Here is a 13,743-nt window from a genome sequence, read left to right on the forward strand (position 1 = left end):
TTAAACATGAAAATCAGGTACACAATAAGCCACCTTTTTCCCCGGCATGCCGTATTACGGACACTTGCCGTATGCAGTTTAGCTGCGGCAGCGCCACCCGCGCTTCATGCTGCTGCTAATAACGGGAAAGCATATACGCATACTGTAAAGCAAACCATTACCGGTAAGGTGCTGGACGCCAAAGATGGCAGTCCCCTTCCCGGTGTCAATATTGTGATAAAAGGTACCAACCGTGGCACCGTAACTACTGCGGAAGGATCCTTCAGCTTATCTGCCGACGCCGGTGAAATACTGGTGATTTCACTGGTTGGCTACAACAAGCAGGAAGTACCGGCTAAAGCGGGCACGCCCATGACTATACGCCTTGAATCAGCTTCCACCGGTTTGGAAGAGCTGGTAGTAGTTGGCTATGGCGTACAGAAGAAAAAAGTGGTGACCGGTGCCACCGTACATTTAAACAACGACGACCTGGTAAAAAACCACGCCATTAGTGTAGAGCAATCCTTGCAGGGACAGGCGCCGGGCGTGCAGGTAACTTCCAATTCCGGTCAGCCCGGTGATGCCTTGAAATTTACCATCCGTGGTATAGGCACCAACGGGGATTCCAAGCCGTTGTTTATCGTAGATGGGTTCCCGGTAGAAGACATCTCGTACCTGAATCCTTCCGATATTGCCGGCATTGACGTGTTGAAAGATGCCGCATCCACCGCTATTTACGGTACCCGAGCCGCCAACGGACTGGTGATGATCACCACCAAAAAAGGCCGGGCCGGCAGAATAACTGTTGGCCTTGACGCCTCCTTCGGTATTCAGAATCCCGCCCGCAAACTGGATCTGCTGAATGCGCAGCAGTACGCCAATATCATCAACGAAGCTGCGATCAATTCCGGCAGTATTCCTGTTTATACGCCGGATTCTATCGCCAAACTCGGACAGGGCACCGACTGGCAAAAAGCGGCTACCCTGAAAAACGCACCCATTCAGAATTACAGCCTGAGCCTCTCCGGCGGCAACGAACATTCCATCTTCTCCTCTTCCCTTTCTTACCAGGGGCAACAGGGTATTATGGGATTGCCCGGCAGATCTAATTTTGAAAGAACGTCTTTCCGCATCAATTCCGAACATAAGATATATAAAGATGTGATCAGGACCGGCGAAAACCTAACATTTGCGCATACACGACAAAGAGGTATTGGTACCGGTAATATCTACAATAACTCCATCCGCGGATTATTGAACACCGCCCCTATTTTCCCGGTATATAACGCCGATGGCAGCTACGGTAAATCTCCTTATGCAGAGGAAACAAACCCAATAGGCTCCATCGACTATACGCAGAATAATAAAACCATTACCGACAGGCTCATCGGCGATATCTATGCAGAGGCCACGCTCATTAAAGGGTTGACCTTACGTACAGATTTCGGTGCGGATATCTCTTATAACTACAACAATGGTTTCATACCGGTATATAACCTGGGTACTAACAACAGCAACCAGCACTCCACTGCGAGCCAGGGTATGTACCGCAATCTCACCTGGAACTGGGATAATACACTCACCTATCAACGTGATTTTGGTAAACACAGCATCAATGTGATGGTAGGTACTACTGCCAAGAAGTTTGAAGGATATAATGTAGGCGGCAGCATGACCGATCTGATCATATCGGACTTTGATCATGCCGTGATCAGCAACGGTCGCAACGACAGTACCCGCAAGGTATACGGCACCCGGTCATTGAATGCGCTGCAATCTTACTTTGGCAGGTTGTTTTACAGCTACAACGAAAAATACCTGCTTACCGCTACGCTGCGTCGGGACGGCTCCACAAAGTTCGGCGCCAACAAACGCTATGGCTATTTCCCTTCTTTCTCCGCAGGATGGATTGCCACCAACGAAACTTTCTTAAAAGATATCAGCTGGTTAAACTTCCTGAAAATACGCGGTGGATGGGGGCAGAACGGTAGCGACAGGATAGACAACTTCCGGTACCTGGCTACCATTAATTCTACCTACCGTTATTATTATTTCAATGGCGAAAAAACAATCGGCGCTTCTCCGGATAAAATCCCTAACCCGGATCTGCACTGGGAAGCTTCCGAACAGATCGATATCGGCTTCGACGCCACCCTGTTCAAAGACGTAACCGTAACATTTGACTGGTACCGCAAAAATACCCGCGACTGGCTGGTGACCGCGCCTATTCCTGATATAGTTGGCACCGGCGCTCCCACCATCAACGGCGGTAACATACAGAATAAAGGTATTGAGCTGGGTATTAACTACAATCACAAATTCGGAGAGGTGAATATAGGCATCGGTGGTAACATCTCCTTTAACAAGAACATTGTAGTAGATATCCCGAACAAGGAAGGTGTGCTTCATCCTTCCTATAACGGAGTGCTGGCCTCTAACATGGACGAATACTACCGTGCACAGAACGGCATGCCTATCGGCTACTTCTATGGCTTAAAAACAACGGGGATCTTCCAGAACAAGGCAGAGATAGATGCGTACACCAGCAAAGGCGGACAAAAGATCCAGCCAGACGCGCAACCCGGTGACGCACGTTTTGCTGACCTGAACGGTGACGGCGTGATCAACGGCGATGATAAAACAAAAGTGGGTGACCCTAACCCCAAACAAACGTATGGTTTATCGCTATCTGCCGGCTGGAGAGGATTTGACCTGTCTGTTTTATTAAACGGCGTAGGCGGCAATGATATCGTAGATGGTACCCGCGCTTACGACCGCGCCTATAACAACTATACCACCGCTATATTTGGCCGCTGGCACGGAGAAGGTACCTCCAATACCATGCCTCGCGTAACACTGGGAGACGAACCCAATAATAACTATCGCCGGTTCTCCGACCTGTATGTTCATAATGGTGCATTTCTCCGTATAAAGAGCGTAAACCTGGGCTATGACCTGAAGAGAACATTATTAAAACGCCTGCCTATGGAGCAGTTAAGAGTATATGTTTCCGGTCTTAACTTATTTACGTTTACCCATTACCGTGGGCTTGATCCTGAGGTAGGTTATGGTATTGATCCATGGTCTGCCGGTACCGACCTTGGCTACTATCCGCAGCCCAGAACAATTTTATTCGGTCTTAATGTTAAATTTTAAACTCCGGCAATCATGAAAAAAATATTTGCAGCAATCATACTAATAGGGTTCATGAGTTCCTGTTCCAAAAGTTTCCTGGAAACACTGCCCGTGGATACTATTACAGAAGAAGATTTTTATAAAACTCCGGCAGACGCCTACCAGGCCCTGGTTTCGGCCTACAGCGTATTAAACTGGGACGGCTATGGTAATATAGCACTGACATCAGAGATCGCTTCTGACGATTGTTTCGGTGGCGGCGGCAACGCCGATGGCGGATGGAACAACTGGGACAAAGGCATTAAGCTGACTGACCTGAACAGCGCTGCATGGACCAAGTATTTTACGGGTATCTACCGCGCCAACGTCTTCCTGCAGAAGGTGGATAAAGTAGATTTCAAGGGAGATGATGCCACAAAAAAACGTTACATCGCAGAGGCCCATTTTCTCCGTGCTTATTTCTACTTCGACCTGGTGCGTATGTTCGGCAATGTACCCCTGCTCAGCAAACCACTGGAACCGGGTAACTACAACATGCCGCAAGCCACTCCGGACAGCATCTACCACCTGATTGCCAGCGATCTGAAACAGGCTGCTGCCGATTTACCGGCCACTCCGTTCTCTTCTATCCCTTCCCGCGAATATGGCCGGGTTACCAAATGGGCAGCAGAGGCCTTGCTGGGCCGTGTATTCCTTTACTATACAGGCTATTACAATAAAACAGACATAGCAGGTGTAGTGAGTGCGGCAGATGCTATTGCTGCCGTAGATGATGTGATCAATAACAGTGGTCACGGACTGGTGCCAAAATACCAGAACCTGTTCAGGGCATCCGCGGAAAGCACTGCCGCTTACGCAGGCCAGAATAACCAGGAAGGCGTGTTCACTATCCAGTACACTTATCTTGGATTGGGAGATCAGAGCCAGAACAATGGTAACCGCATGCAGGTAATGATTGGTATCCGTGCGCAGGTAATTCCCCCTTACTACAAAGGCTGGGGCGCGGCCACCGTGAATGAATCACTCTACCGTGCCTATGCGCCGGGCGATACCCGTAAATCGGCTTCCATCATTTCCATTAGTGATGAAGGGTTGACCAGCACCTACCAGGTATCTGACCAGGCCATGTATACCGGTTTCTTCTGCAAAAAATATACGCCACTGAAAGATAAGAATGCCGACGACCTGGGAGGCAGTTTCCAGTGGGACAATTTTGATAACTATGTGGTGATCCGTTTTGCAGATGTGCTGCTGATGGGAGCTGAACTTAATCTTACCGCCAATGCGGGTAAAGCCCAGGGGTATATAGACCGGGTACGCGATCGCGCCTTCGGAGATCAACTGCACCGCATTACACTTTCCACAAAGGCGCAGATCATGGAAGAGCGCAGACTGGAGCTGTCGCTGGAAGGACAGCGTTACTGGGACCTGCTGCGCCAGGGTATGACGACGGCCAAAAAAGCAATAGACAACAGCTCCGCGCAGCCCATATTCAATGTCAACTTCCGTGCAGAAACGAATGGATTGTTTGCTATCCCGGAAACACAGATCAATTTGTCGAACGGTACGCTCAAACAAAATACCGGCTGGTAATATTGTCCACCTAAAAAAATCAAATACATGAAATCGCTCCATATTTTTTCCACCGCGTTACTTGCCTTGTTAGTCAATGCCTGTAGTCCTTATGAAGACAGGGTTACGCCGGCTGATCCGTCAGGCATAAAGCTGGATTTTACCGTTACACAAACGCCCGGATACGACAACCAGGTAACATTGGAAAGCAAAACGAAAGATGTGATCCCCTTCTGGGATTATGGTTTTGGCACCACCAAAGAAACAAAGGCGGTAGTGATATTACCTTTTGCCGGTAATTTCTACATAAAATATGCTGCCTATGGCAGTGGTGGTCCTAAAACGGATTCCGTAAAAGTAAAGGTGAGTCAGAATGATCCTGCTTTTTTTGCCAGTCCAATGTATGACCTGCTCTCCAATGGCGCTGCGGGTAAAACCTGGGTATGGGCGGTAGATGTGCCCACCGGTTTTTGCTATGGTAATGGTCCCGGCGATGCGGATAAGCCGGCATGGTGGACGGTAGGCGCTGCGGGGTTGAGGGACAAAGGTGTGATTAATGATGAGATGACGTTCGACCTGAATGGTAACGCGCATTTTGTGATCTCGCATAATGGCGCCGCTACTAAAGGTTCTTTTGCACTGGATACGCTGAATAAGAAAATAAAGATCAATGGAGCAGATATCAGTTGGGGCGGCAACGTCACCTATACCATAGTGAAGCTGAACACTAACGAGATGACGCTGGTACAGCAGGGTGATGGCTGGCGTAATATCTGGATGTTCAAGCGGAAAGGCTTTGTATTTTAAAAATCCACTTATGGTCCCCGGCGGGGTTTTCCCCGCCGGTTCCTTTAACTATGATTGAAATGATGGATATGATTTTCCTGATGAGTGAAGATTTTTTCCGGGAGAAGTTAAACATCATAAATAATAAAGATTCTCAGTATTAATCAATGCTGTTTTGGTTGTTACCTGTTGCCGGTGCTTTTTAGCTCCGGCTATTTTTTTATAAGCCCTTTGTGGTACTTTTTACCGGTTCCGGCGGGTAATTCGTAATTCGTCATTCTTTTTACTATCTTTCAACACACAACGCCTCTATGTCATGGAAATAAAAGTTCTGACCGCGCCGGGGCTGGGCAGCTCCGGCGAATTACATTGGCAAACCCTGTGGGAGCAGTCGATACCCTGCACTAAGCGAATTGAGCAAAGCGACTGGAATGCGCCGGTTTGTGAGCGCTGGGTAGCGCAGATAGAGAAAGCGATAGCTGCCGCTGGCCCCCAGGTGGTTATCGCCGCCCATAGTCTTGCCTGCATCGCGCTGGCACATTGGGCCATACAGAGTAAAACCAGGATCAGGGGCGCGTTGCTGGTGGCGCCGGCAGATGCAGAGCGGCAGGGATTTCCCGCCGAAGCCGTTGGTTTCTCCCCTGTTCCGCTGGTAAAGCTGCCGTTTGAAAGTATTGTAGTGGCCAGTACCAATGATGCGTACTGTTCGCTGGAAAGAGCCGCTTTTTTTGCCAACTGCTGGGGCAGTCGCTTTGTAAATGCGGGGGCCAAAGGGCATATAAACAGCGAATCTGGTTTAGGCGAATGGATGGAAGGCCAAAACCTGCTGAAAGAACTGGTACAAAACTTACCAACGCTCTGATTGTTCCCTGCCAACACGTTTAACCTGTAGTTTTCACGATCTTTTACCATACCTCCGCTTACTGTTCCTCCCATTTTTCTCTTTGCAGGTAAAAACAGGCTTGGGTCAGAAGCAGTAACTAAATCGATTTTTTAACCGGACAATTAACATAAAGATAAACTACGGTGATAGCCATACAAGATATGATTGTACCTACCTTTGCCCCCTCAAAATCAGGGCTGTTATTTATATTCCCGGTTTTGTATATGCATAAAATTGCTTTTCAATTATTTACTATAAGATGAAGAATTTTGTTTCCATTTTGTCGGGCGTATTACTGGCTGGCAGTGCATCTGCACAGGTAAAACAGTATACCATGGCCGCGGCGCATTCTCATAACGACTATGAGCGGGCCACTCCTTTTTATGCCGCAGCAGCATTACAGTTTGGTTCTATTGAAGCGGATGTGCATCTGAAAAACGGCGTGCTGTATGTAGCGCATGATGCCAGCGCGATACAGTCTTTCCGTACCTTTAAGGAAATGTACCTGCAGCCGGTATTACGGCAGTTTGCGTTGTATAACGGCAAGCCCTATGCTGAAAACACGCCGTTGCAGTTACTCATAGATATTAAAACCGAGGGGGCTCCTACCCTGCAGGCGTTGCAGGAACTGCTGTTGCCCTACAAACAATATTTTGACCGCAATGCCAACCCGGCGGCCGTAAAACTGGTGATATCCGGTAACCTGCCTCCTATGGCGGACTGGCAGCGGTATGATCCCATCTTCTTTTTCGACGGCAGGCCCGATAGCGTATACCCGGCAGCGTTACAGTCCCGTATTGCTATGCTCAGCGTGGATTTCCACAACTATAGCAACTGGAATGGAAAAGGTACGCTTGTACCGGCAGAACTGGAAAAAGTCACCCATGTGATAAACCGCGTACACCAGCAAGGCTATGCATTCCGTTTCTGGGGAGCTCCGTCTTCCAGGTCTACCTACTATAAGCTGATGGACCTGGGCGTAGACTGGATCGGCACCGACCACCCGGAAGAGTTATACGACGTGATGCATAACACCGCGCGTAACACGGCTTCCGATATGCCGGTTCACCCGGTATATACGCCTACCTATGTATCTGACGCCACACAGGTGCGCTCTAAAAATGTGATCCTGTTTATTGGCGACGGCACCGGTTTGGCGGAAATGTTTTCCGGCTACACCGCCAACAAAGGCGCACTCAATATCTTCCAGATGAAGCAGCTGGGCCTGTCCAAAACCCAGTCTACCGATAACTACCACACTGACTCCGCCGCCGGCGGCTCCGCCCTTGGTACCGGTACCAAAACGCATAACCGGGCGATAGGAATGGACAACACTTATGTATCCATTCCGGTACTCCCTGAAATGCTGGCGCCTAAAGGCATACAGAGCGGGGTTATTGTAACGGAAGAAATCACCGGCGCTACGCCCGGCTCTTTTTACGGACATACGCCGGACAGGGACAGCACCTATGCGCTGGAAAAACAATTGCTTAACAGCAAGCTGCAACTGGCTGTAGGCGGCGGCAGAGAAGCGCTGGACAAGAATTTCGGCGGACAGCTGGCAGCTTCCGGCGTACAGATCTACGACAATCTCGATAACTGGAACGCTACCACGAAAAAGCGAACCCTTGTTATCCTCAGTGATAAAGCCGTTACTTCTATGCGCAACGGCCGTGGCAACTACCTGAAAACAGCCCTGAAAAAGGCTTTGCAACAGCTGAATGCTTCCGGTAAAGGATTTTTCCTGATGGTGGAAGGTTCCCGTATTGACCATGGTGGCCATTTCAATGACCTGGATTACCTGGTACGTGAAATGCTGGATTTTGACGATGCCATCGGAGAAGCATTACGCTTTGCCGACCAGGATAAACAAACTACGGTTATTGTAACCGCCGACCACGAAACGGGTGGGCTCGCCCTGATGGATGGCGACATCTCCAAAGGCATGCTGCGTGGCCATTTCGCCACCAATGACCATACCGGTATACCTGTAATGGTATTTGCTTATGGCCCTAACTCCCAGTTGTTCCGCGGCGTATACGAGAACAACGAGATACATGCGAAAATGATGAAGTGTTTCCGGTTATAGGCGTTTTTTCTTGCCCAGGATTAACAGTGATTATGATGATTTTCAGGATTTTTTCCCTTTTTTGATTTTGAAAGATTCGGGAAGATCTAAAGCGAATTTATCTGCTTTAGATCTTCCCGAATCTTTTAAAATCAAATTGTAATCACAAAAAAAATCCTGAAAATCATCATAATCACTGTTAATCCAGGGCAAGAAAAATTCCCGCAATTCTTTTTACTTTTAATGGCATTTAAAATTCCGCTTATGTCAGCAAGACTATTACTGCTGTTGGGGGGCTTGTTGTGCCTGCAAACAGTGTTAGCCCAGGAAACCCGGCGCATTTATCTTTCAGGTACCGATAAAGATCATACTGTGGACTGGGATTTTTATTGCTCCGGCGGGCAACGCAGTGGCAAGCATACTACCATTGCGGTACCTTCCAATTGGGAGCAACAGGGTTTTGGTGGTTATAACTATGGTCATGATAAAGTAAAGGCCGATGAGCAGGGTTTTTACCGTTATCGTTTCCCCGCGCCGGCGAACTGGCAGCAGCGGCAGGTAAATATTGTGTTTGATGGGGTGATGACGGATGCAACAATAAAAATAAACGGGAAGCTGGCGGGGCCTGTCCACCAGGGTGGCTTTTACCGCTTCAAATACGATATCAGCTCCCTGCTGCGCAGCGGCAGCAACCTGCTGGAAGTAAAAGTGAGCAAGCAATCGGCCGATGCAGGTGTGAACAGGGCGGAACGCAATGGCGATTTCTGGGTATTGGGAGGCATTTACCGGCCTGTTTTCCTCGAGGTGAAGCCATTGGTTCATATAGACCATGTAGCGATCAATGCCACCGCCAATGGCGATTTTTCTGTACAAACATTTACCAGTGCTTTACCGGCTGGTTGTACGCTTTCCGCGCAGGTATTCACCATGAACGGGCAACCGGTTCAGGAAGCAGTGCAGGTGCCCGGTGCTAACGGGCAGGTATATACGCTCCGTCAATCCGTTTCCCATCCGGCCACCTGGAGTGCAGAATTTCCCAACCGCTACCAGGCTGTTATACAGTTGAAAAAAGGTGCGCAGGTATTACATAGCGTCACGCAGCCGTTTGGTTTCCGCACCATTGAGATACGACCACGGGATGGCATATACGTAAATGACACCAGGGTAATGCTGAAAGGCGTTAACCGGCACAGCGCCTGGCCGGAAACCGGTCGTACGCTGAGCAAGGCTATCAGCATCCTGGATGTAAACCTGATGAAAGACATGAACATCAATGCGGTGCGCATGTCGCATTACCCGCCGGATGAACATTTCCTCGACGTATGTGATTCGCTGGGGTTGTTCGTGCTGGATGAACTCACCGGCTGGCAGGGCGCCTATGATACAGTGGTGGGGCACCGGCTGGTGCGGGAGCTGGTAGAGCGGGATGTTAACCACCCTTCAGTGATCTTCTGGGACAATGGTAACGAGGGTGGTTTTAACCGGGCACTCGATGGAGACTTTGCGGAGTATGATCCGCAACTACGGCCGGTACTGCATCCTTGGGAGCGCTATAATGGTTTGGACACGAGGCACTATCCTGATTTCAGTTATGTTGTTAATTCCAGTTTATACGACCAGGATATCCTGATGCCAACAGAGTTCATGCATGGGCTGTATGATGGAGGCCATGGCGCCGGCTTACCGGATTTCTGGGAGCGCATGTTACAGCATCCGCGGTGCGCCGGCGGGTTCCTGTGGGCATTTGCCGACGAGGGACTGGTTCGCAGGGATAAGCACGATAGTATTGATACCGATGGTAACCACGCGCCCGATGGCATTGTAGGGCCACACCGGGAAAAGGAAGGCAGTTTTTATGCCATCAAAACCACCTGGTCACCGGTACATATATCCCTTCCTGTTATATCAAGCGGGTTCAATGGCCGGGTACCGGTAGAAAACCGTTACGACTATACGTCACTGGCGCAGTGCCGGTTCAGGTGGCAGCTGTTGCGGTTACCATCTCCCGGAAAAAATAATAAAGCAGACACCATTGCCGCCGGCACAATACCAGCGCCGGATCTGGCGCCGCACGCCAAAGGGTTCCTGCAACTGGCGCTTCCGGGGAATTGGCAGCAGGCAGATGTGTTGTATATAACTGCGCAGGATCCATATGGCCGGGAAATTGTTACCCATAGCTGGCCCCTGCAATCGCCCCGGAAAGCGGCCAACAGTTTCCCGGGTGGAGCACAACAAAACGTAGTGACCACCAACAGCGGCGACACTGTCATCGTTCATCACGCAGATGCGGCCTATTATTTCAGCCGGAGCTCGGGGCAATTGTTACAGATGATGACTTCCAAAGGAAAAATATCATTGAGTGGTGGTCCGGTGCTGGCAGGTATAAAACAGGAACTGCAACAGTTTGAGGTAACGCCCACCAATGGCGGCTGTACGATCAATGCCCGCTATGAAGGCAAAGGTTTCCTGCAGGTAAAATGGACCTTCCAGCCGGGCGTTTCGGCCGCGCACCTGGAATACAGTTATAGCATCAAGGGTGAAACGCCGTTCACCGGCATTACCTTCCGCTACCCGGAAGAAAAGGTCAAAGGTCTTGGCTGGATTGGTGAAGGACCGTACCGGGTATGGAAAAACAGGTTGCAGGGCCAGCAATTTGGCAGCTGGTACAAAGCATACAACAACACAATTACCGGTGAAAGCTGGGAATACCCGGAATTTAAAGGCTATCATGCCAATGTATACCGGGCTACCTTTCACACTACCGAACAGGATCTGACCTTTTATACCGGTAACGAGGGTACGTTTTTGCAGATATTTCACCCCCAACCGCCCAGGGGAGCCAGTAATAACAATACCAACCCTGCGTTTCCCGACGGCGATATCGGCTTTATGAATACGATAGCACCCATAGGCACCAAGTTCCAGCAGGCCGCGCTAATGGGGCCTGAAAGCCAGGCAAACGGTCAACTGAATTATACGCCGGTACGGGGGGAAATATGGATAAGCTTTTAGCCGTTAGCTTTTAGCAAATGCAGCGAAGATGATCAACTGTTGATCTTCACTGCATTTGCTAAAAGCTAAAAGCTAATGGCTAAAAGCTGTTATTTGATATTCCCCGGATCTGTTACGAAGTTCAGGAAAGCGTTGAACTTGGCGTTGTATTTACGTTTGTCGAGTTTAAAGTAGAAGGCGCCGCGCTTCGAGCTGAGCCGGTCTTTGTCTTTTTGCTTGATCAGCAGGCCGGTAGACAATACCTTGCGGCTAAAGTTTCGTTTGTCGAATGTGGCATCGTATACGGCTTCGTATAGCAGTTGCAGTTGGGGGATGGTAAATTTAAGCGGCAGCAGCTCAAACAAAATGGGATGTATGGCAGCTTTGTAGCGAAGCTTCTCCTGGGCCATTTTTACCATTTCGGTATGGTCGAAGATGAGGTCCGGCAGTTTATCAAGGGCGATCCACTCGGCGTGGTATTCATCGTTGATCTGGAGTTTATACTGATTGATGTCGATCAGCGTAAAATAGGTGATAGATACAGTACGCTCTACCGGGTCGCGGGCAGGCTCGCCAAAGGCAAACAGCTGCTCCATGTATACTCCTTCCAGCCCGGTAAGCTTCTTTAAAATGCGGGTAGCGGCCGTTTCAAAGCCTTCGTCACCCTGCACAAAGCCGCCCATCAGGCTCCATTTATTTTTCTGCGGCTCAAATCCGCGTTTGATCAGCAGCAACTTTAACTCTTCCCCGTCAAAGCCGAAAATGATACAATCAACTGCTACCAGCATTCTTGATTGCCCTGAATAACGTGTCATACCAGCAATTATTATTTATATAACCCAGCAATTTATGGCACGCTGCTGACATTAGGAAATTATATTGAAATATTCCTGGTTCAGGCAAACAGCTGTTGCAACACCGGATCCGTATAATCGGCCACAAAAGCCCTGATATTGTTATAAGCAGCAAACTCGTCCCGTGTATGCATAGTGGTTAACACAACGGCCTCCATCCCTGCATTGAATGCGGCTTCCACGCCTTTTGGCGCATCTTCAAACACAATACAACCGGCTGGCGCCACACCCAGTGCAGCCGCACATTTGAGGAATACCTCCGGATCAGGCTTGCTGGTGGTTACGTCGCCGGCGCTTACAATAGTCTTCAGGTAGTGCCGTAAATCCAGGTTATCCAGCACATAGTTGATATTAAAGGTATTGGCCGCAGAGCCGATAGCCATCGGGATGCCGGCGGCAGCCGCCTTTTCCAGGAAAGCAGGCAAACCGGCAATCAGTTCAAGGTGGGGGCGGAATGCTTCCTGGTAAAGCACTTCCTTTTCATGGGCAATCTCCTCCATCTGTTGTGCCGTAAAGTGATCTTTACCAAAAATCCGTACCAGCAATTCTTCATTTTTGCCATACATATGGCTCCTCACAATTTCCCGGGGAAGATTAGCACCCAGCTTATTCAACATGTTATACCAACCTTCCAGGTGAAACTCCATGTCATTGATCATCGTACCGTTCAGGTCAAAAAGAAATGCTTTTTCCTGCTGAGTCATAGCGCCTTTTTTTGTAAGGCGCAAAGATATGCGAATTTTTTTCTTGCCCAGGATTAACAGTGATTTTGATGATTTACAGGATTTTTTCTTTGATGATTTAAAAAAGATTAGCGAAGATAGAAGCGAGTATCCACTTCTATCTTCGTTCATCTTTTTAAATCAAAATAAAATCTATGAATTAAAATCCTGTAAATTATCAAAATCACTGTTAATCCTGGGCAAGAAAAAATCCTGGGCAAGAAAAAATTCCTATTCCAGCAGCTTTTTCAAGCCGGCCTCGTAGCTGGCTATTTCGGCAGAAAGCGTATCCACTAATGGTTTCCGGCTGGCCTTATTGCCTTCCAGCATAATACTCCATCTCACAACAGAGCTGTCGTCCTTGTCCGGCAGGGATTCAACCAGCGCCGTAACCGTGGCGTGGGTAATGCCGGCAGGCAGTGGCGATACAATGCTGTATACAAAAAACTTGTAGGATTCATGCACCTGGTCAATGATATCCCGGCGCTTGCGGTTGTCGGAGAAAGTGATGTCCCGGTAACGGGTATCATTCTCGGTAATGATCTGCACATCTTTGATGGTACCATTCGAATAATCTTTTACCTGTGCGAGGTTACGGATTGTTCTCCAGATTTTTACCGGCTGCGCTTTTATAAATGTTTCGTGCGTATAGTCGGGAATAATCTTTTGCGCAGCCTGCATTTGGGCCATAGCAGCGGTGCTACAGCAGATCAACAGGAGTGTCAGTATTTTCTTCATAACATAATAATTACA

At 48.9% G+C, this 13,743-nt stretch carries 9 protein-coding genes; 6 read left to right on the top strand and 3 right to left on the bottom strand.

Annotated features, from left to right (window positions below; all coding sequences use genetic code 11):
• Positions 1-6 precede the first annotated feature (6 nt).
• The 6 genes from KE626_RS17600 (at position 7) to KE626_RS17625 (ending at position 11,435) form a co-directional block, all read left to right on the top strand.
• Positions 7-3,135 carry a SusC/RagA family TonB-linked outer membrane protein gene (locus tag KE626_RS17600; protein WP_211974240.1) on the top strand — a complete coding sequence of 1,043 codons (3,129 nt, stop codon included), beginning with the start codon at positions 7-9 and terminating at the stop codon, positions 3,133-3,135.
• Positions 3,136-3,147: 12 nt separating this feature from the next.
• Entirely contained in the window at positions 3,148-4,707 is a 1,560-nt protein-coding gene (locus tag KE626_RS17605; protein WP_211974241.1) for a RagB/SusD family nutrient uptake outer membrane protein, read from the top strand.
• A 27-nt stretch (positions 4,708-4,734) separates the two neighbouring features.
• Positions 4,735-5,493 (top strand): hypothetical protein, encoded by a 759-nt coding sequence (locus tag KE626_RS17610; RefSeq protein ID WP_211974242.1) that lies wholly within the window; start codon positions 4,735-4,737, stop codon positions 5,491-5,493.
• A 295-nt stretch (positions 5,494-5,788) separates the two neighbouring features.
• Complete coding sequence (locus tag KE626_RS17615; RefSeq protein WP_211974243.1) at positions 5,789-6,334, top strand: RBBP9/YdeN family alpha/beta hydrolase; 546 nt, start codon at positions 5,789-5,791, stop codon at positions 6,332-6,334.
• 280 nt (positions 6,335-6,614) lie between these two features.
• Complete coding sequence (locus KE626_RS17620) at positions 6,615-8,444, top strand: alkaline phosphatase (RefSeq protein WP_211974244.1); 1,830 nt, start codon at positions 6,615-6,617, stop codon at positions 8,442-8,444.
• A 243-nt stretch (positions 8,445-8,687) separates the two neighbouring features.
• Positions 8,688-11,435 (top strand): glycoside hydrolase family 2 protein, encoded by a 2,748-nt coding sequence (locus tag KE626_RS17625; protein ID WP_211974245.1) that lies wholly within the window; start codon positions 8,688-8,690, stop codon positions 11,433-11,435.
• An 89-nt stretch (positions 11,436-11,524) separates the two neighbouring features.
• On the opposite strand, the gene KE626_RS17630 is transcribed toward KE626_RS17625, so the two are convergent.
• From KE626_RS17630 to KE626_RS17640, 3 genes are all read right to left on the bottom strand, one after another.
• Positions 11,525-12,229 (bottom strand): NUDIX hydrolase, encoded by a 705-nt coding sequence (locus KE626_RS17630; RefSeq protein ID WP_211974246.1) that lies wholly within the window; start codon positions 12,227-12,229, stop codon positions 11,525-11,527.
• 80 nt (positions 12,230-12,309) lie between these two features.
• A complete protein-coding gene (locus tag KE626_RS17635) occupies positions 12,310-12,972 on the bottom strand; it encodes an HAD family hydrolase (RefSeq protein ID WP_211974247.1) in 663 nt (220 codons plus the stop codon).
• Between the two features lie 249 nt (positions 12,973-13,221).
• Positions 13,222-13,728, bottom strand: a complete 507-nt coding sequence (locus KE626_RS17640) for a hypothetical protein (protein WP_211974248.1) — start codon at positions 13,726-13,728, stop codon at positions 13,222-13,224.
• Between the last annotated feature and the right edge of the window lie 15 nt (positions 13,729-13,743).

It is taken from the genome of Chitinophaga hostae (assembly GCF_018224885.1).
In the GTDB taxonomy this organism is placed as follows: domain Bacteria; phylum Bacteroidota; class Bacteroidia; order Chitinophagales; family Chitinophagaceae; genus Chitinophaga; species Chitinophaga hostae.